We start from the raw sequence: 20077 nt of genomic DNA, 5'->3' as shown, positions 1-20077 counted from the left end.
GGTTGCGGAAGCTCGTCGGATATGAAAAAGCCGCCCGACCCTCAGGGGGTGGGCGGCGGCGCCTGACGCGCTGGTGTCAGAGGTGGCGCCGCCCTGGCTGCCGACCCTGACCGGGCCGGCCGAGACACCGGTACCGCACGCCGGAGGGCAACGCGGCACTCGCACCTGGCGTACGCCAGGCGGCTTCGGTGCGATTGCGCTGCGACACGGCGTGCTCCCTGCGGTCTGATCGGTCGACCTTGCGCCGATGACGCTAAGCGGGCCGGGCCGCGTCCGCAATGGATATTGCGGCGGGCCCGGCCGCGCCGGCTACCGACCGCCGACGACCCGGCGGGCGACCGCCAGCAGGTACTCCCTGCGGTCCAGCGGGTTGTGGTCCCACCGTGGCCGGGTGGGGGCCGGGCCGCGCACCGGCCGGTACCGGTCGAACGCGGTCTCGAGCACGCCCTCGCCGCGGGTCAGCGCCGGCAGCCGGCGCTCCAACGCGTGCACCCGACCCGCCGGGATTTCCCCCTCCACCAGGTACGACGTGCCCTGCCCGGTGGTGTCGGCCGGCACCGCGTCCAGCCGCGCGAGCGCGGGCAGCAGGGTGCCGAGGACGTCGCCCGGCACCTCCAGCCGGAACCGGTGCACCGGCTCGTGCACCCGGGTGCCGGCCCGGGTGAGGGCGGTCATCAGCACCAGCGGGGTGAGGTTGCGGAAGTCCCCGGCGGTGCTGGACATGCTCTTGTCGAAGGTGCCGTGGGAGTGGCTCTGCCGGGCCCAGTAGCCGGCGTGGGTCATCGTCACCTCGCAGTCGGGGACCTGCCAGCCGTGCGGACCCTGGCGCAGCGTCCGGTGCACGGTCTCCTCGACGGCGACGAAGAACGCCGGCGGCATCGAGCCCAGCTCGACACCGAGCCGGAAGCTCACGCCGGCCCCGGTGGGTGCCGGGGCCACCCGCAGCCCGACGGTGGCCAGGAACGGGTTGGGCGCCACGGCGATCACCTCGACCGCCGCGCCGATGCCGCACACCCGCTCCACGTGCACCGTGCTCGTTTCCCGGAAGGTCACCGCCACCCCGAAGTCGTCGGCCAGGGTGGCCTGGATGACCTCTTTCTGCACCTCGCCGTAGAGCGAGACGCTGATCTCGTGTCGCCGGTCGTCCTGCCGGAGGTTGATCAGCGGATCCTGCTCGGCGAGCTGGGTCAGGGCGGCGTGCATCGTGACCCGGTCCGCGGGGCGGGCCGGGACCACGACGGTCTCCAGGGTGGGCGGCGCGAACTGGCGGTCCATGCCGGCACGCTCCGGGGCCACGCCCACCGGGTCGCCGATCCGCGCGTCCGTGAGGCCCCACAGCCGGACGATGTGGCCCGCGCCGACCGACGACGCCACGACGTCGGCGCCGTCGGCGACGACGCGTACCGCGGTGACGAGGGCGGCGCCGGTCGCGCCGACGCGGATCCGGTCTCGGACCCGGATGGTGCCGGCGAAGAGCCGGACCAGCGCGATCTTCTCCCCCGCCGGGCCGCGTTCGATGGCGAACACGGTGCCGGAGACCGGAGCGCCGGCGTCGCCCTGGACCGTGGGCAGCAGTTCGGTGATCCCGGCGATCAGCGCGTCCACTCCGGCGCCGGTGATGGCCGAGCCGGCGAACACCGGCTGGACCAGCGCCCGGCCGGTCCGGTTCGCGAGCGCGCGGCGCAGCCGGGGGTACGGCACCGTCGAGGGGTCCGCCACCCAGTCGGCGAGCAGCGCCTCGTCGTGGCCGGCGAGCAGGTCGAGCAGCCGGTCGGTGAAGTCGACGTCGGCCGGGCCGTACGGCGTGCAGAGAGCGTCGCGCGTGCCGGGCCCCGCAACCGACCCCATCGCCAGCACTGCCGGGCTCGGCTTCTCCGCGACGGCCCGCACCACCCGCTCGGGATCCGCCCCGGCCCGGTCGACCTTGTTAACGAAGATCAGCGTCGGGATGCGCAGCCGGCGCAGCGTACGCATCAGCACCCGGGTCTGCGGTTGGACGCCCTCCACCGCGGAGATCACCAGCACCGCACCGTCGAGCACGCCGAGCACCCGCTCGACCTCGGCGATGAAATCCGGGTGACCGGGTGTGTCGATCAGGTTGACGGTCACGTCGTCCAGCACGAAGGAGACGACGGCGGAGCGGATGGTGATCCCGCGTTGGCGCTCCAACGCCAGGGAGTCGGTGCGGGTGCTGCCCGCGTCGACGCTGCCGAGCCGGTCGGTCACGCCGACGGCGTACAGCAGCCGCTCGGTCAGGCTGGTCTTACCGGCATCGACGTGCGCCAGGATGCCGAGGTTGAGGGTCTTCACGAAGCGTCATGTCCTTCAGGTAGGTGACAGGTCCCTTCTGGCCGGACATCGACGCAGCGCGCATTGCTACTCCTGGAGGTTGGTGGCGGTTTCGGAGAGTTCATCAGCCCCTCGTGTAGGCGGGCAACCGATTAACCGGGGCATCGGAACGGCCACCGGTTGTCGCGCCGGTCGCGCAGCTCACTGATTCGGCGTGGCGCCGCGCCGGGCGTCCTTGCGGCTGTGAGCGTTATACCGGTGGGTCATACATATGACTCAGAGGTATAACGCTCGATCGGGTGATGCCCGCCGCCCGATCTGACGGACCTTGCCGCCTCGCAGGCGACCGGGGTCGGAACTGGCCTCCGGCACACTGGCCAGCATGATGGAGACCTCTGTGCGGCTGCTGCGCCTGCTCGCCCTGTTGCAGGGCCACCGCGACTGGTCGGGCGCGGAGCTGGCCGACCGGCTGGCGGTCAGCACCCGCACCGTGCGCACCGACATCGAGCGGCTGCGGGTGCTCGGCTACCGGATCGAGTCACGCCCGGGGGTGCCGGTGGCTACCGGCTCGGCGCCGGCTCCGCCCTGCCGCCACTGCTGCTCGACGACGACGAGGCGGTGGCGGTGGCCGTCGGCCTGCGGGCGGCGGCGTCCGGCTCGGTACGCGGCATCGAGGAGACCTCGCTCCGCGCCCTGGCCAAGCTGGAGCAGGCGCTGCCGTCGCGGCTGCGACACCGGGTGGACGCGCTGCGCACGGCGACCGTCTCCGCCGCGGCCGGTGGGCCGACCGTGGACGCCGACACGCTCACCGCCGTCTCCACCGCCGTGCACCGCCGGGAGCGGCTGCGCTTCGACTACGCCGGGCACGACGGCACGGCCAGCGTGCGGGACGTCGAGCCGTACCGGCTGGTCTACACCGGGCGGCGGTGGTACCTGCTGGGCTGGGACACCGAGCGGGCCGACTGGCGGACGTTCCGCGCCGACCGGATCCGGCCCCGGGTGCCGACCGGTCCGCGCTTCGAACCCCGGGAGCCGCCGGGTGGCGACGCCGTCACGCACGTGCTGCGCGGTGTCGGCTCCACGGCGTGGCCACAACCGGCCCGGGTACGCCTGCACGAGTCGGCCGACCGGATGGCGCAGCGCATCCCCACCACAGCCGGCCTGCTGGAGGCGATCGACGAGCACACCTGCATGCTGCACACCGGCGGGGAATCGCTGGGCAACCTGGCCGCCTTCCTCGGCACCCTGGAGGTGGACTTCGACGTGCTCGACCCACCGGAGCTGCGCGCCGTACTCCGCATGTCGCCGCCCGCTTCGATCGCGCTGCTCAGGTGTCGTAGCGACCGGCAGGATCCTGCGACGGGTCTACGGCTGCGGTACCAGCGCGAGCTGCGCGGATGGTTCTTCGCCGAACTGGCCGCGCGGGTGCCGGCGTGCCGGATCCTCTACTGGACGTGAGCCGCCCGGCGTCAGCCGACCGAGGAGCGGGCGACCGGCGCGGCGAAGTAGGTGTCCGGGTACGGCTCGTCGCGGTAGCGGTAGTGCCACCACTCACCGTCGTAGTTGACGAACCCGGCGTCGGTCATCAGCCGCTGTAACAGCCGCCGGTTGTCCCGGGCCGTGCCGGTGATGCGGGGGTCGGCGGTGTGCGACCGGGCGTCGAAGCAGTCGAAGCCGGTGCCCATGTCGATGCTGTTGTCGGCGAAGCGCTGCCCGCGCGGGGCGGTGCAGGCGACCAGCGGCCGCCCGGGATCGTACGGGGGCTGGCTGGCGGCGGGCTCGTCGACCAGGGTCAGGTCCAGGGTGCTGCCCCGGCTGTGCGCGGTGGGCGCCCCGATGTAGCCGTCGGCGAAGAGCCGGCTCTTGGCCACGTCCGGATAGAACTCGGCCTTGGTCTGCTGCTCGCCGGGGCGCTTCGCCCAGGCCACGAAGTCGTCCACCGCCGGCTGCGGGCGGTAGCAGTCGTACACCTTGAGGCTGTGCCCGCCGGCCAGTGCGGCGTCCTGGACCCGGCGCAGCGCCTCGGCCGCCGGCCGGGTGAGCAGGCAGAGCGGTTCCCGGTAGGCGGTGATCGGCCGGCCAACGAAGTTGTGCGCGGTGGCGTACCGGATGTCGCTCTGGATACGGGGGTCGACGTCGGACAGCACGACGAACCCCGGCAGCCGGACGACAGCGGACGGCGCAGGGCTCGCCGACGCCGACCCCGCAGCGGTCGGCGCCGGAACGGTCGGCCCCGGAACGGTCGGCGCCGGGCGCGGTTCGGGCCGCGAGCAGCCGCCGAGCAGCGCGACGAGCGCCAGCACGGCGACGCCGCCCACCCGTCCTGACCTGCGCACCCGTCCTGTCTATCAGGAGTGGCCGAGGCTCCGCGCCGGATCAGCGTCCGACCGCCGGCTGAGCGGACCGTCGCCCTCGACCAGGTGCTCGCCGAGAAAATGCAGCGCCGCCTCGTCATCGTCGATGCCGCCGGCCTCGTGGCCGTTGTACCGCCACACCGACAGCTCGGTCGGGCCGGCGTGGGCGTTGACGGCGGCGTAGACCGTCGATGGCGGCACGATGTCGTCCATCAACGCCACCGAGTAGCGCGCCGGCCGGCGGCAGCGCCGGGCGAAGTTCACCCCGTCGACGTACGCGAGGGTGGTCAGCACCCGCTCCTCGGCGTCCCGGTGGATCGCCAGGTAGTCGCGGATCTCCCGGTACGGGCGGGCGTCGGTGGCGACCACCGCACGCGGGATGTCACAGAGGAACGGCACGAACGCCACCACCGCCCGCAGGCCGGGTGCCAGCGCGCCGGCCGCGAGCGCCAGCCCGCCGCCCTGGCTGTGCCCGAGCACCGCCACGCGGGTCGGATCCACCACCGGCAGGGTCCGGACGGCGTCCACCGCCCGGACCGCGTCGGTGATCAGCCGCCGGTAGTAGTACGTGCGCGGGTCGGCGATGCCCCGGGTGGCCACCCCGGGCGCCTCCGGTCCGGCGGCGCCCGGGTCCGGGGTGTCGCCCCGGCTCCAGCCCGAACCCTGCCCCCGGGTGTCCATCTGCAGGTGCACGAACCCGGCCGACGCCCAGAGCAGGTTCTCCAGCGGGTGCCCCCGCCCGCCGCCGTAACCGGCGTACTGGACCACGGTCGGCAGCGCCGTGCCGGCCCCACGGGGCACCCGTAGCCAGGCCCGCACGGGCTGGCCGGCGAAGCCCGCGAAGGTCACGTCGAGCACGTCGATGCCGGCCAGCCCGCTCGCCACGGGTTCGGCCCGGACCGGCCAGCCGGCGTCCCGGGCCTCCGCCAGGGTGTCGGCCCAGAACCGGTCGAAGTCCGCGGGCTCCCGCACCGCGCTGCGGTAGCCGCGCAGCTGCTCCTCGGGCAGGTCGGTGTACACGGCGCGCTCAGGGGGTCGGGTGGACGGTGAACAGCGGGTGCATCCGCCGGGTGTGGTCCACCTGCCGCGCCGGCCCGGTCAGCGCGACCGCAGCCACCAGCCGGGGTTGGGCGCTGGACGAGGCGAGGCGCAGCTCCAACGCCCCCGGCTCGACCACCCGCCGACCGTCCCGCCCGGTGAACGAGAGCAGGTCGACCGGCACGCTCACCTCGATCCGGCAGCCGGCGCCGGCGTCCAGCGGTACCCGCAGGTAGCCGATCAACCGCTGCACCGGCTGCACCACCGAGGCCACCGGGTCGTGCGCGTAGAGCTGCACCACCTCACTGCCCCACCGGTCGCCGCTGTTGCGCAGCGTGAAGGCCAGCCTCAGCTCGCCATCGGTCTCCGCCGTCGCCTGTTCGACCGCCAGCTCCGACCAGTCGAACCGGGTGTAGCTGAGCCCGTGCCCGAAGCCGTACGCCGGGGTGGGGTCCAGGTTGGAGACGTCGCTCGCGTGCCCCAGCCGGGCGGCGAGGTAGGTGGTGGGCTGGCCGCCGGGGCTGCGCGGCACGCTGACCGGCAGCCGCCCCTGCGGCTCGACCCGCCCGCTGAGCAGCCCGGCGATCGCCGCGGGTCCCTCCTCGCCGGGGAAGAAGGACTGCACGATGGCCGCGGCCTCGTCAACCGCCCGGCCCAGCGCGTACGGCCGCCCGGCGATCAGGGTGACCACCACCGGCGTGCCGGTGTCCAGCAGCGCGTCCAGCAGGTGCTGCTGCGCCCCGGGCAGGGCCAGCGATTCGGCGTCGCAGCCCTCGCCGCTCGTGCCCCGGCCGAACAGTCCCGCCCGGTCACCGAGCGCCACGATCACCACGTCGGCACCCCGCGCCGCCTCGACGGCGGCGGCGACACCGCCGGTGTCCGGGTCGTCGATGCCCACACCGACCTCGACGACCACCTCGCTCGTCGGGAACTCGCCGGCCAGCGCCTGCGCCAGGGTGGGCAGCTCGATGCCGACCGGCAGCTCCGGGTGGCGGGACCCGACGTGCACCGGGAACGAGTAGCAGCCGAGCGCCGCCGTCGGGCTGCCGGCCTGCGGGCCGATCACCGCGATCCGCGCCGGCCCGGCGAGCGGCAGGGTGCCGTCGTTGCGCAGCAGCACGATGGCCTGCTCGGCCACCTCCCGGGCGAGCGCCCGATTCGTGGGCGAGTCCAGGTCGACAGTGCCGCGCACGGCGTCGGGGTCGGAGACGTCGACGCCGTCGAGCGCCGGCGGCACCGGGTTCCAGTCCGGGTCCAGGAGCCCGAGCTGCGCCTTCTGCAGCAGCACGCGGCGCACCGCCCGGTCCACCAGCGCCTCGGACACCTGCCCGGCAGCGATCGCCTCCCGCAGCGGCAGGCCGAACGTCTTCACCGTGGGCAGCTCGACGTCCACCCCGGCGGCGAGCGCGGCACCGGCCGCCTCGCCCCAGCTGCCGGCCACGCCGTGCAGGGTGTGCAGGAAGGCGATGCCGAAGTAGTCGGCGACAACCGTGCCGGTGAACCCCCAGGTCTCCCGGAGCAGGCCGGTGAGCAGCTCCTCGTCGGCCGCCGACGGTATCCCGTCGGTGTCGGTGTAGGCGTGCATCACCGATCGCGCGCCGCTCTCGCGGACCGCCATCTCGAAGGGCAGCAGCATCACGTCCGCCCGCTCCCGGGGGCCCATGCCGACCGGCGCGTGGTTGCGCCCGGCCCGGGAGGCCGAGTAGCCGACGAAGTGCTTCAGGGTGGCCACCACACCGACCGTCTCCAGCCCCTGGATGTACGCGGTGGCGACCGTGCCGACAAGGTAGGGGTCCTCGCCCACGGTCTCCTCGACCCGTCCCCAACGGGCGTCGCGGACCACGTCGAGCACGGGCGCGAGCCCCTGGTGCACACCGAGGCGGCGCAGGTCGGCGCCGATCAAGGCGGCCATCCGCCGGATCAGGGCCGGGTCGAAGGTGGCCCCCCAGGACAGCGGCACCGGGTACGCGGTCGCGCCCCAGGTGGCGAAGCCGGCCAGGCACTCCTCGTGGGCCAGCGCGGGGATGCCGAAGCGGTTGGCGGCGGTGATCCGTTGCTGGGTCCGCAGCAACGACAGCGCGCCGAGCGCCGGGTCGACCGGTCCGGTGCCGAACGGCCGGGTGAGCTGGCCGAGCCCGGTGGCGAGCAGATCGTCGAGGTCGACCGGCTCCTCCATCTCGTGCTGGTAGGGCGCGACCTCACCGCCGTCGGCGGAGGCCCCGACCCACACGCCGTAGAGCTGCGAAACCTTCTCCGCCAGGGTCATGGCGGCGACCAGGGCGTCGACACGGGTGGTCAACTCCTGGGTCGGGTCGTTCCAGATCGCGGTGCTTCGTTCAATGTCCAGCGTCACGTTGTCGGTCACTTTCCTCCGACGCCCATCGGCCCCTGTACGAGGGCCCGCCGGGCGAACAGGTAGACGGTTATGCGGTGTTTCGGCTCTCTGCGCGTACCGGTGCTGCTCAGCCCTTCACCGCACCCTGCAGGCCACCGACGATCTGCTTCTCGGCGAAGGTGAAGAAGAGAAGTGCTGGCAGCATCGCCAGCGAGGTGAACGCGAGGATTCCTGCGGTGTCGGAGGTGTACTGGCTGGAGAAGTTCTGCACGCCCAGCGGCAGGGTGTGCAGGTCGGCGTCGCCGAGCACGAGCAGCGGCAGGAGGAAGGCGTTCCAGCTCGCCACGAACGCGAGGACCCCGACGGTCACCAGCGCGGGCCGCGACAGCGGCAGCATGACGCGCCAGAGGAAACCGAGCCGACCCGCGCCGTCGATCGCCGCGGCGTCCTCCAGCTCGCGGGGTACGGCGGCCAGGAAGGGACGCAGGATCACGATCGTGAGCGGCAGCGAGAAGGCGACCTGCGGGAGGATCACCGCGTAGTAGGAGTTGATCAGGTTGAGGTCACGCAGCATCAGATAGAGCGGCAGGATCGCCGCCCCGGAGGGGAAGAGCAGACCGAGGGTGAAGAAGGTGTAGAGCGCCTCCCGGCCGCGGAAGCTGTAGCGAGCGAGCACGAACGCGGCACAGACGCCGAGCAGCACGACGGCGAGCGTCGTGCCCAGGGCGATCACCGCGCTGTTGAGCGCCTGCTGCCAGAAGTCGCTCCGCGTCAGCACCCTGGCGTAGTTGTCCCACACCCACGGGTCGGGCAGCCCGGCCGGGTCCGCGATGATCTGCGGGGTGGTGCGGAAGCCGCCGACGATCACGTAGACCACCGGGGCGATGGAGACGGCGGCGACCGCGAGGGCCAGCCCGTAGGTCAGCGGACTGCCCCAGGAGAACGGTCGGCGCGAGGTGGGCGGTGGGCGGACGGCGTCGGCGGTCACGGTCAGCTCCTCCTTCCGGTGACGGCGCCCTCGATGTCGCGACGCAGGAGGAACCGCTGGAACAGCAGCGCCGCGATGAACGAGATGGCGAACAGGATCACGGCGACCGCGTTGCCGTAGCCCCAGAGCCGGGCGAAGAAGCCGTTGTCCACCATGTAGGTGGCCATGGTGGCCGAGGCTCCGAGCGACCGGACCGCGGGCACCGAGGTCACCCAGATCACCTCGAAGGCCTGCAGCGAGCCGATCATCGACAGGAACATCCAGATCCGGATCGTCGGGCCCAGCAGCGGAAACATCACGTGGCGCTGGGTCTGCCACCAGCTCGCGCCGTCGATCGCGGCGGCCTCGGTCAGCTCGGGCGGCACGTTCGACAGGCCGGCGAGCAGGAGGATGATCGCGAAGCCGACGTACTTCCAGGTGAGGACGAACAGCATCGTCCAGATCACGACGTCGAGGTCGGCGAGCCACGCCTGCACGAAGCTGCCCAGGCCGATCTGCTTCAGCAGGGCGTCCACGGTGCCGCCGCCGGTGAGCAGCAGCTTCCACATGATGCCGACGGTGACTTCGGCGAGGACGTACGGCACGAACACCAGGAGCCGGAACACGGTTCGGCCGCGGAAGCGACGGTTGAGCAGCAGGGCCACGGCCAGGGCGATGGGGCCCTGGAGCAGCAGCGACCCGAACACGATGATGGCGTTGTTGCGCAGAGCGTCCAGGAAGATCGGGTCCTGGAAGGCGAGGATGTAGTTGTTGAATCCGACGAACTCGGTGGGCGGCCCGACCCCGCGCCAGCGGAAGAGGCTGTAGTAGACGGCGAAGCCCATCGGCACCAGCACGAACATCACGTAGACGGCGACCGCCGGCGTGGTGAGCCCGATGATCTCGTACCACTTGCGTCTGGTCTCGGCAGCGCGGGACGACCGGCGTCGGGCGGCCGGGGGGCCCGCCGGCGGCACGGACGTGCCGCCGGCGGGGCTGAGGGTCGGGTTGATGGAGGTCACTTCTTCGCGGCCGCCTTCATCGCCTCGACGACCTTCTCCGGGCTGCCGTTGCCGGCGAAGATGGCGATGACCGCGTCGTTCATGGCGTTGCCGACGGTGCTGCCGAAGGCCGTGTCCAGCCAGAGCTGCACATACGTCGCACCGGAGGTGGCCTCCAGGATGGACTTCAGGGCGGGGTCGGCCACGCCGGCCTCCGCACCCTTGGCCACGGGCAGGCCGGTGCCGGTCTCGGCAAAGCCCTTCTGCACCTCGGGGCTCACGATGTACTTGAGGAACTCGACGCACTCGGCCGGGGCGTTCTTGGCGCAGGCGAACCCGTCGCCGCCGCCGAGGGCCGCCTTCGGGTCACCGGCGGAGCCGGCGATCGCCGGTACGGGGAACCAGCCGAGGAACTTCGTGAGCGCTTTCGGGTCCTCGGCGACGGTCTCCAGGGTGCCCCTGTTCCAGTCGCCCATCAGCTCCATCGCGGCCTTGCCGTTGGCGACCAGCCCGTTGGCGCTGGTCGGGTCGTTCTGGCCCGGCGTCGCGATGAAGTTCGGCTGGAACGGGTTGGTGCCGATGAAGGTCTTCAGGTCCTGGCCCGCCTTGACGAAGCACGGGTCGTCGAAGACCAGGTCGACGGACGCCTTCTTGAGTGTGTCGACCGAGCAGGCACGCAGCGCGAAGTTGTACCACCAGTGCGCGGCGGGCCACTTGTCACCGGCGCCCAGCGCGATCGGGATGACGTTGATGGCCTTGAGCTTCGTGACCGCCTGGTTGAGCTCCTCGAAAGTGGTCGGAGGAGCGGTGATGCCCGCCTTTGCGAACATGTCCTTGTTGTACCAGATGCCCTCGATCCCCATCCGGTACGGCAGGCCGTACTGCTTGCCGTCCACCTGCCAGATCTCGGTCGCGCTGCCGATGTTGGCGGCCTCGTCCTTGACCTGATCGGTGATGTCCTTGAGGTAGTCGGCCTCCACCTGCTCACGCATCTCGCCGCCGCCCCACGCCTGGAAGATGTCCGGCGGGTCGCTGCTCAGCAGCGCGGCGGGGAGCCGGGTGCGCTGGAGTTGGTTGGTCTCGATCGCCTCGATCTGGATCGTGACGGTCGGGTGCAGTGCGGAGAAGTCCTTCGCGACCTTCTCCCAGTAGGTCTTGCCAGGCCCGTCCTGGGAGGCGTTGTGCCACCAGGTCATGGTCACCGGGTTCTTGTAGAGCTCGTTCTCGGCGGGTGCCTCGCTGTCGCCGCCGTTACACCCGGCGACGAGCAGTGCGGTGGTCACGAACAGCGCCAGGGTGGCGCCCGCGCGGTGCTTCATCGCCATCGACACGTCTCCTCGACTAGCAGTGGCGGTACTAGGTGCGGCGAGTTTTACAGTCCCGTAACGGGGTGTCAACCGTTGTCGATAACGTTTTCGACTCCCCCGCAACGAGTCCCAGGTGGCCCTCTATCATCGTCGGCGTGACCTTCCCCGAGCGTGTCAAGATGTCGGACGTGGCCCGTACGGCCGGCGTCTCGGTGGCGACCGTGTCGAAGGTCGTCAACGGTCGCTACGGCGTGGCGCAGGCGACCGTGGAGCGCGTCCGGGAGGTCATCCACCAGCTCGGCTACGAGGCCAGCCTGGGAGCGCAGAGCCTGCGCAGCCACCGGACGAACGTCCTGGGCATCCTGGTCGCCGAGTTCGAGCCGTTCTCGACCGAGCTGCTCAAGGGCGCGTCGAAGGAGGTCGCCGGCACCGGCTACCAGCTGCTCGCCTACTCCGGCGGCGACGCCGACGGCACGGCCGTCGGCTGGGAGCGGCGCTCGCTGGCCCGCCTGTCCGGGACGCTCATCGACGGGGCCGTGATCGTCACGCCGACGGTGGTCGAGACCAAGCAGGGCTTCCATGTCGTGGCCGTCGACCCCCACACCGGCCCGTCGGGGCTGCCCACCGTCGACTCCGACAACTTCGCCGGCGCGGTGCTCGCGACCAACTACCTCCTGTCGCTCGGTCACCACCGCATCGGCCACATCAGCGGTCGCCCCGACCTCGAGTCGGCGCGCCTTCGCGAGGCCGGCTTCCGCCGAGCCATGGCCGACGCGGGCGTCGCGGTCGACGAACGACTCGTCCGCGTCGGCGGTTTCCGGGTCGAGAGCGCCGCCGCCACGGCCGCGGAACTGTTGGCACTGCCCGACCGGCCGACCGCCGTCTTCGCCGGCAACGACCTCTCCGCGATCTCCACGATGGATGTCGCCCGGACCGTGGGCCTCACGGTGCCCGACGACCTGTCCGTGATCGGCTTCGACAACATCCCTGAGTCGGCGCTGGCCACCCCGCAGCTCACCACGATCGCGCAACCCCTGCAGCGCATGGGCGCCGAGGCGATGCGGCTGCTCATCGACCTCGTCGGCGGCGTCGAACGCGACCTGCACGTCCGGCTGCCGACCGAACTGGTCGTCCGGTCTTCCTGCGCCCCGCACACGCCCTCCACCGGGCCCGATCGGCCGCCGACGGCCGGTGCGGCGAGCGGCTGAGCGGCGAGGTCACGGGCGCTGCGCCGGGCCCGGCGACACGCCGACCCGTGCCGATCAGCCGGACTTCCGGGAATTCCCCGCAACTTCCCGGAACACGGCGCCGATCCGCCCTGTCGCCAGCCCCCGGTCCGTGCGGCAAGATGACCGATGGGACGGGCACGCTGCTCCGGGGCATCCCGGTGCCGGCGTCCGGCCCGCCCCCGAAAGAACAAAGGAGACGCGGGTGGACGCGGACGACGGACGCAGGGTCACCATCAGCGCCATCGCGCGAGAGGCCGGAGTCTCGGTGCCGACCGTGTCCCGGGTGCTCAACGGCCGCTCGGACGTGGCCCCCGGCACCCGGGAACGGGTCGAGGAGTTGCTGCGCCACCACGGCTACCGGCGTCGCGCCAGCCGCACGGTGCAGCGCGCCGGCCTGGTCGACCTGGTCTTCAACGACCTGGACAGCCCCTGGGCCGTGGAGATCATCCGCGGGGTCGAGGACGTCGGGCACGCCGCCGGCGTGGGCACCGTGGTCTCCGCGATACACCGACAGTCCACCGCCGCCCGGCAGTGGCTGCAGAACCTGCGCGCCCGGGCCACCGACGGCGTCATCTTCGTGACCTCGCACGTCAGCCCGCCGCTCTACGCCCAGCTGCGGCGGCTCAACGTGCCCGTGGTGGTGGTCGACCCGGCCGGCGTGCCCGCCATCGACGTGCCGACCATAGGAGCCACCAACTGGGCCGGCGGGCTCGCCGCGACCGAGCACCTGCTCTCGCTCGGGCACCGGCGGATCGGGTTCGTGGCCGGGCCGACGCACCTGCTGTGCAGCCGAGCCCGGCTGGACGGCTACCGGGCCGGGCTGGAGGCCGCCGGCCTGCCGCTGGAGGAACACCTGCTCCGACCCGGCGACTTCTACCACGCGTCCGGCTTCGCCGCCGGGTCCTCGCTGCTGGACCTCGACGAGCCGCCGACGGCGATCTTCGCGGCGAGCGACCAGATGGCGTTCGGCGTCTACGAGGCGATCCGGCAACGCGGCCTGCTGGTCCCGGGCGACGTCAGCGTGGTCGGCTTCGACGACCTGCCCGAGGCGCGGTGGGCGTCACCGCCACTGACCACTGTGCGGCAACCGCTGGTCGAGATGGGTCGGCTGGCCGCGCGGACCGTCCTGCGGCTCGCCCAGGGCGAGGCCATCGACTCCCCCCGGGTGGAACTCGCCACCGAGTTGGTCGTCCGGGACAGCACCGCCGCCCCGCCGACCGGGTCACCTGGCCCGTCCTGACGGCCCGGACCGAGTCGGAAGCTGGTGTCGCCGGTTCCGGTTCGGCTCCGAAAAGTTCCGGTTTCCGCCGACTCCTGGCGACGCGGCGACCGCGGCCGGCCGGCGGGTACCCCCGGCGGTTCGCCCACGACACGCCGGCGCGGTGAGCGACCCGGGGCCGCCCACCGCGCCGAACGGTCAGTGGTGGTGGTGCGAGCGGACGGCCCGGCGGATGTCCACCGGCAGCGCCGGCGCGCCGTCCACCGGCGCCGGGTCCTCAGCGGTCGGCGCCACTCCCCCGGCGGCGATCCGGTCCAGGGTGGCCAGCCCGGCCGCGTCGACCTCGCCGAAGATCGTGTAGTCGGGGCGCAGCGCGGAGTCGGCGTAGACCAGGAAGAACTGGCTGCCGTTGGTGTCCGGCCCGGCGTTGGCCATGGAGAGCACGCCACGTTCGTAGAGCCGACGCACCCCGGTCGGGTCGGTGGGCGCCGGCGGCAGGCCGGTCGGCAGTTCGTCGCCGTACCGGTAACCCGGGCCACCCTCACCCGTGCCGGACGGGTCACCGCACTGCAGCACGCTCAGCGTGGGGTACGCGGTGAGCCGATGGCACGAGGTGCGGTCGTAGAAGCGCTTGCGGACCAGGTGCAGGAAGCTCTGCACCGTGCACGGCGCCGCCGCCCGGTCCAGGGTCAACCCGATCGGCCCGTGGTTGGTCGCCAGCGTCACCCGGACGGTGCCCCGGTCCGGCGTACGCCGCGGGTCGGGCGGCAGCGGCACCGGCCGGGCAGCCGGCTCGTCGGGCGTCTCGGTGTACGCGCACGGGCCGTGCGTGGTGCGCGGCGGGCGGGTGGCGGCATCGGTGCCGGCCGACGGCGCGGCGGACGCGGTCACCGCGTCGACTGTCGCGCGCGGCGCGGCGACGGCGGCGGCGGACGCGCCGGCGACCAGCGCGCCGGCGAGCACCGTCACCCCCGCGAGGCGGTTCAGCACGCGCACCGACCGGCGGGGTGCCGCCACGCCGGACCGCGGTTCGAGTTCACTCGACAAGGGATCCTCCTGGACTCGTGGTGCCAGAAAGGCCGGAGTCTATGGATGTCGAGGCTGGTTGTCGATCCGTCAGGGCAGCCGCCGGCGGCGGCGCCGCCACAGCAGCCCGCCCAGCAGCAGCACGCCCGCGCCGCTCAGCGCGGTCACCGACCAGAGCCACCCCGACCCGGAGCGCACCGGACCGCTGGCCGCCGCCGGCCGGGGCGTACCGGGCACGGCCAGCTCGGATGGCGCGGCCGACGGCGTGGCCATCAGCTCGCCCGGCTCGACGAGCCGGCCGACGGCGGCGTCGCGGGGCAACGTGAAGCCCCAGTCCAACAGGGCCGCGCCCTGCTCCCAGCCACGCATCGGCGCCGGCTCGGCGCCCAGCAGGGTCACCACCAGCCGCCGCCCGTCACGCTGCGCCGCCCCGACGTAGGTGTGCCGGGCCAGATCGGTGAAGCCCGTCTTGCCGCCGAGCGCGCCCGGGTACCGGTAGATGAGCTGGTTCTCGTTCTGGATCTGGAAACCCTTGGTGCGCTGCGCCGGCTGGGCCGGGATCTGCGCCTGCTCGGTGAGCGCGTACCGGCCGAAGGTCGGCTCGGCGAAGCAGGCCCGGGCGATCAGCGCCAGGTCGTACGCACTGGTGAACTGTCCCCTGCCGTCCAGCCCGGAGGCGGTGACCGCGTGCGTCTGGAGTGCGCCGAGCCGGTGCGCCTGCTCGTTCATGGCGCGTACCCCGCCGGCCACGCCGTCCGCCCCACCGCCCAGCCGGGCCAGCACGTTCGCCGCCTCGTTGCCCGAGTTGAGCAGCAGCCCGAGCCAGACCGTCTCGATGGTGTACCGGCCGTCCTCGACCAGGCCGACGGCGGAGGACCCGGGCTCGATGTCCATGTCCGCCGCGGTGACGGTGACCGTCTGCTTCGGATCCAGCCGGGGCAGCATCGTGGCCGCCAGTAGCAGCTTCTGCACGCTGGCCGGGGTGCCGTACTCGTGCGGGCCGCAACCACCGAGCACCTGGCCGGTGTCCAGGTCGGCGACCAGCCACGAGGTGGCGGTGACGGCCGGTGGCGCCCCGACGCCGGCCGGCACGACCAGGCCGCTGGTGGCCAGACCGGCGCCGCCGACCACCCGTTGCTCGGGCACGGCGGCCGGAGGCGACGGCCGGGGCGGCCGGGACACCGCCGGCGCCGGCGCCCTGGGGCACCGCACGGTCGCCGCGGCGGCGGCGCCGGTGGCGGCGGTGACCGGCGCCGGAGCGAGCAGGACGGCGGACGCCGTGACAGCCAGCAGCGCAGCTCTCATAGGCCCGACCCTAGCCAACAAGATCGCCCGGTGGGACCGGTTGGCCGGCCGACCATGTGGTGGCGCCCCGATCACTCAGGTAGTCGTGCAGCGCGGCGCTGCCCCGCAGCCGCCGCAGGCTGCGCGCGTGCAGCTCCTGCTCACGCCGGCCCAGCTCGGCGCGGACCCGCTGGGCACTGCCGGTGGTGCGCAGCTCACCGAGCACCGCCTCGATGATCTCGAACGGGTAGGCGCCCCGGCGCAGCAGCGCCACGACCTGCGCGGCGCGCAACTCCGCCTCGTCGTACACCCGGTACTTCGTGCCCGGCGTGCGGCCCGGCCGGAGCAGGCCGCGCTGCTCCCACAGCCGTAGCTGCGAGGTCCGGACCCCGACCAGGGCGGCGACCTCGCCGATGCGGGCGCCACGGCGTGGCGCCGGCCGGGTTGCCGGGGGGCTGGCCAGCACGGTCTCGAAGGCGCCGAGCACCCGACGGATCTCGGCGCGCTCCCGATCCAGCTCGGCGTGGCCACCGTCGAGCGCCGCCAGGGCCGCCGGCAGGTCACCCCTGTGCACCGCCGCCATGATCTCCCGGGTACGGCTCCAGCCGTGCCCCTCGGCCAGTCGCCGCGCCACGGTCAGCGCCCGGGCGTGCTCGGTCGTGAAGATCCGGTAGCCGCTCGTGGTGCGCCGCACCGGCGGCAGCACGCCCACCTCGACGTAGTTGCGCACCTGCTGCACCGAGATCCCGACGGTGGCAGCCAGGTCCACCGCCCGCAGGCGGTCCTTCGGTGCGGTGTCCACGCCGGCCACCGTACCGGTTGCCACGTGATTTGAGACTTTGCGGGGCGTTCCGCCGTGGCTCCCAGCCAAATCTTGGCAGAAGGCTCTATGTAGTGATGAATGAGACAATGTAATCCGTCAGCCCGGCGGGGGCCTCCCCCGCCACGATCTCGTGAAGGGTTCGCATGTCGCAGCCAGCATGGTCCGTCGCCGACAGCCACGACATGATCGAGGTACGCGGAGCGCGGGAGAACAACCTCGCCAGCGTCTCGGTCGACATCCCCAAGCGCCGGTTGACCGTCTTCACCGGTGTCTCCGGCTCGGGCAAGTCGTCGCTCGTCTTCGGCACCATCGCCGCCGAGTCCCAGCGCCTGATCAACGAGACCTACAGCGCCTTCCTCCAGTCGTTCATGCCCAACCTCAACCGGCCGGACGTCGACTCGCTGCGCAACCTCGGCGCGGCCATCGTGGTCGACCAGGAGCGGATGGGCGTCAACTCCCGCTCCACCGTGGGCACCGCCACCGACGCGTACGCCATGCTGCGGATCGTCTTCAGCCGGCTCGGCCAACCGTCGGTGGGCGGCGCGGGCGCGTTCAGCTTCAACCTGGCCGAGGGGATGTGCCCGACCTGCGAAGGGCTCGGCCGGGTCTCCGACCTCGACGTCAACGAGCTGGTGGACGTCGAGCGCTCGCTCAACGACGGCGCGATCACGGTGCCCAACTTCGCGGTCGACTCCTGGTACTGGCAGACCATCGTCGGGTCCGGCCTGTTCGACCCGGACGTCAAGCTCCAGGACTTCACCCCCGAGCAGTGGCAGGACTTCCTTTACAAGCCGGCCACGAAAATCAAGATGGGCAGCAACAACTGGACGTACGAGGGCCTGGCGGTCAAGGTCAAGCGGCTCTACCTCGCCAAGGACCGCGAGTCGATGCAGGGGCACATCCGCGCCTTCGTCGACCGGGCGGTCACCTTCACCACCTGCGCGGCCTGCGGTGGCACCCGGCTCAACGCGGCGGCCCTGTCCTCGCAGATCGCCGGCCGCAACATCGCGGACTGCTCGGCCATGCAGATCAGCGATCTGGCCGAGTTCGTCCGGGCCGTCGACGACCCGGCGGTGGCGCCGCTGATCGCCAACCTGCGGGACCTGCTGGACTCGCTGGTCGAGATCGGGCTGGGCTACCTCAGCCTGGACCGCGAGTCGGCCACCCTCTCCGGCGGTGAGGCGCAGCGGGTGAAGATGGTCCGCCACCTCGGCTCCAGCCTCTCCGACGTCACGTACGTCTTCGACGAGCCGACCGTCGGCCTGCACCCGCACGACATCGCCCGGATGAACGACCTGCTGCTGCGGCTGCGGGACAAGGGCAACACCGTGCTGGTGGTCGAGCACAAGCCGGAGACCATCGCCATCGCCGACCACGTGGTCGACCTCGGGCCGGGCGCCGGCGCCGACGGCGGCCGGATCTGCTTCACCGGCGACGTTCCCGGCCTTCGCCGCTCCGGTACGCTCACCGGCCGGCACCTGGATCACCGGGTGACCCTGCGCGACGAGGTACGCCCACCGACCGGACAGCTCGCCATCCGCCACGCCGACCTGCACAACCTGCGCGACGTGGACGTGGACATCCCGCTCGGGGTGCTCACCGTCGTCACCGGCGTGGCCGGCTCCGGCAAGAGCTCACTGATCCACGGGTCGTTGCGCGGCCGGGCCGGGGTGGTGATCGTGGACCAGGCCCCGATCCGCGGGTCGCGACGCAGCAACCCGGCCACCTACAGCGGGCTGCTCGACCCGATCCGTGCCGCCTTCGCCAAGGCCAACGGGGTCAAGGCGGCGCTGTTCAGCGCCAACTCCGAGGGCGCCTGCCCGACCTGCAAGGGGATCGGCCTGATCTACACGGACCTGGCGATGATGGCCGGCGTAGCGAGCGTCTGCGAGCGGTGCGAGGGCCGGCGGTTCACCGACGAGGTGCTCACGTACACGCTGCGCGGCAAGAACATCAGCGAGGTGCTGGCCATGTCGGTCACCGAGGCGCACGCGTTCTTTCCCAGCGGGCCGGCGCACCTCATCCTCGGCCGGCTGGTCGACGTCGGGCTGGGCTACCTCAGCCTCGGCCAGCCGCTGACCACCCTCTCCGGTGGGGAGCGGCAACGGCTCAAGCTCGCCATCCACCTGGCGGAGAAGACCAGCACGTACGTGTTGGACGAGCCGACCACCGGCCTGCACCTGGCCGACGTGGACCAGTTGCTGGCCCTGCTGGACCGGATGGTCGACGCCGGCAACACGGTGATCGTCATCGAGCACCACCAGGCGGTCATGGCGCACGCGGACTGGCTCATCGACCTGGGGCCGGGCGCCGGGCACGACGGCGGGCGGATCGTCTTCACCGGCACACCGGCCGACCTGGTCGCCCGGGGCGACACGCTCACCGCCGACCACCTGCGCGAGTACGTCACCGAGCCGGCGGTGATCACCCGGGGTTAGAGTCGCGGCGGCGAGCCGCAACCTCGGGGGCGCCGGCCCGTCCACCGCTGCATCGTCGGTCGTCATCACTGACGAATCACGTGGGCGGACCGGCCGCGTCCCGGCACCGCTGACCTGCGGTCCGGGCCGGCACACCGTTGATTCGGCTCGCGCGGTGGGCGGGCTGCGAGTGGGCGTGCGTGGCGGCGGTGGTCAGGCAAGGCGGCGCAGCCAGCGCCGCTGCCACGGGGTCTCCACCGCCTTCGGGTGGTAGCCCGCCCGCACCCAGGGCACCGCCCGGTCAGCCGGCAGGCCGTCGAGGATCGCCAGCGCGGCCAACGCCGTACCGGTACGCCCCACCCCGCCCCGGCAGGCCACCTCCACGCGCTCACCGTCGTACGCCCGCCGCAACGTCGCCCGCAGGGCGTCGAGCGCATCCGCCCGATCGAGCGGGACCCAGAAGTCGGGCCACCGGATCCGCCGGTGGGCCCAGGCCGGTTCCGGGCCGGGGGCCAACAGCAGAGCGAAGTCGGCGGGCAATTCGACGGTGGCAGCGATGCGCCGTCCGCGCACCGCCGCCCCGCTGGGCAGGACGAGCACATTCGACTGCTCGGACCATGGTTGAGCGACACTCACCCCAGCATTGTGCCGCCACCGGCACCTGGCCATCGTCCCCGCGCTGATCGCCCGGGAAGCCGGCACAGACAGCGCCGCCCCCGGCCGGTGGGCTGGGGGCGGCGCTGGTGTCGGTGTGCAGGTCGCCTCTCGGCGAGTGGCGCGACGCGGCT

General features: G+C 72.7%; 14 protein-coding genes and 1 pseudogene. 4 read left to right on the top strand and 11 right to left on the bottom strand.

From position 1 onward, the window contains the following. Positions 1–309: 309 nt before the first annotated feature. Positions 310–2310: a translation factor GTPase family protein gene (locus KBX63_RS09670; protein WP_210910664.1), complete on the bottom strand. Its 2001-nt coding sequence runs from the start codon at positions 2308–2310 to the stop codon at positions 310–312. Positions 2311–2671: 361 nt separating this feature from the next. On the opposite strand from KBX63_RS09670, the pseudogene KBX63_RS09665 reads away from it, so the two are divergent. Then, positions 2672–3629: pseudogene (locus KBX63_RS09665) on the top strand (helix-turn-helix transcriptional regulator). A gap of 129 nt (positions 3630–3758) precedes the next feature. Here the strand turns inward: KBX63_RS09665 and KBX63_RS09660 are convergent. The 6 genes from KBX63_RS09660 to KBX63_RS09635 form a co-directional block, all read right to left on the bottom strand. Continuing rightward, entirely contained in the window at positions 3759–4625 is an 867-nt protein-coding gene (locus KBX63_RS09660; RefSeq protein WP_374102203.1) for a M15 family metallopeptidase, read from the bottom strand. Positions 4626–4637: 12 nt separating this feature from the next. Then, positions 4638–5663 (bottom strand): acetylxylan esterase, encoded by a 1026-nt coding sequence (locus KBX63_RS09655; RefSeq protein WP_210910663.1) that lies wholly within the window; start codon positions 5661–5663, stop codon positions 4638–4640. Positions 5664–5670: 7 nt separating this feature from the next. After that, positions 5671–8046, bottom strand: a complete 2376-nt coding sequence (locus KBX63_RS09650; protein ID WP_307871669.1) for a glycoside hydrolase family 3 N-terminal domain-containing protein — start codon at positions 8044–8046, stop codon at positions 5671–5673. Between the two features lie 97 nt (positions 8047–8143). After that, a complete protein-coding gene (locus tag KBX63_RS09645) occupies positions 8144–9004 on the bottom strand; it encodes a carbohydrate ABC transporter permease (protein ID WP_210910662.1) in 861 nt (286 codons plus the stop codon). 2 nt (positions 9005–9006) lie between these two features. Beyond that, the gene (locus KBX63_RS09640; protein WP_210910661.1) at positions 9007–10005 is read right to left on the bottom strand and encodes a carbohydrate ABC transporter permease; all 999 of its coding nucleotides are present in this window, start codon (positions 10003–10005) and stop codon (positions 9007–9009) included. Then, positions 10002–11309: an ABC transporter substrate-binding protein gene (locus tag KBX63_RS09635; RefSeq protein WP_210910660.1), complete on the bottom strand. Its 1308-nt coding sequence runs from the start codon at positions 11307–11309 to the stop codon at positions 10002–10004. The genes KBX63_RS09640 and KBX63_RS09635 overlap by 4 nt, the downstream gene beginning before the upstream one ends. A 137-nt stretch (positions 11310–11446) precedes the next feature. Between KBX63_RS09635 and KBX63_RS09630 the strand changes: the two genes are divergently transcribed. Next, positions 11447–12499: a LacI family DNA-binding transcriptional regulator gene (locus KBX63_RS09630; protein WP_210910659.1), complete on the top strand. Its 1053-nt coding sequence runs from the start codon at positions 11447–11449 to the stop codon at positions 12497–12499. A gap of 223 nt (positions 12500–12722) precedes the next feature. After that, positions 12723–13760, top strand: a complete 1038-nt coding sequence (locus KBX63_RS09625) for a LacI family DNA-binding transcriptional regulator (RefSeq protein WP_210910658.1) — start codon at positions 12723–12725, stop codon at positions 13758–13760. A 177-nt stretch (positions 13761–13937) separates the two neighbouring features. On the opposite strand, the gene KBX63_RS09620 is transcribed toward KBX63_RS09625, so the two are convergent. From KBX63_RS09620 to KBX63_RS09610, 3 genes are all read right to left on the bottom strand, one after another. Continuing rightward, positions 13938–14786, bottom strand: coding sequence for a peptidylprolyl isomerase (locus KBX63_RS09620; RefSeq protein WP_247662043.1), 849 nt, complete (start codon positions 14784–14786; stop codon positions 13938–13940). A 69-nt stretch (positions 14787–14855) separates the two neighbouring features. Next, positions 14856–16070 carry a D-alanyl-D-alanine carboxypeptidase family protein gene (locus KBX63_RS09615; RefSeq protein ID WP_210910657.1) on the bottom strand — a complete coding sequence of 405 codons (1215 nt, stop codon included), beginning with the start codon at positions 16068–16070 and terminating at the stop codon, positions 14856–14858. Positions 16071–16080: 10 nt separating this feature from the next. Continuing rightward, positions 16081–16851, bottom strand: coding sequence for a MerR family transcriptional regulator (locus KBX63_RS09610; RefSeq protein WP_210910656.1), 771 nt, complete (start codon positions 16849–16851; stop codon positions 16081–16083). Between the two features lie 164 nt (positions 16852–17015). Here KBX63_RS09610 and KBX63_RS09605 point away from each other — a divergent pair, with 164 nt between their 5' ends. After that, a complete protein-coding gene (locus KBX63_RS09605; protein WP_210910655.1) occupies positions 17016–19310 on the top strand; it encodes an excinuclease ABC subunit UvrA in 2295 nt (764 codons plus the stop codon). Between the two features lie 192 nt (positions 19311–19502). Here KBX63_RS09605 and KBX63_RS09600 read toward each other — a convergent pair whose 3' ends face one another. Next, complete coding sequence (locus tag KBX63_RS09600; RefSeq protein WP_210910654.1) at positions 19503–19925, bottom strand: protein-tyrosine phosphatase family protein; 423 nt, start codon at positions 19923–19925, stop codon at positions 19503–19505. Between the last annotated feature and the right edge of the window lie 152 nt (positions 19926–20077).

Source organism: Micromonospora sp. U21 (assembly GCF_018070045.1).
Classification (GTDB): domain Bacteria; phylum Actinomycetota; class Actinomycetes; order Mycobacteriales; family Micromonosporaceae; genus Micromonospora.
The sequence above is the reverse complement of the archived record's forward strand: the minus strand, read 5'-3'. Positions and strand labels throughout refer to the sequence as shown.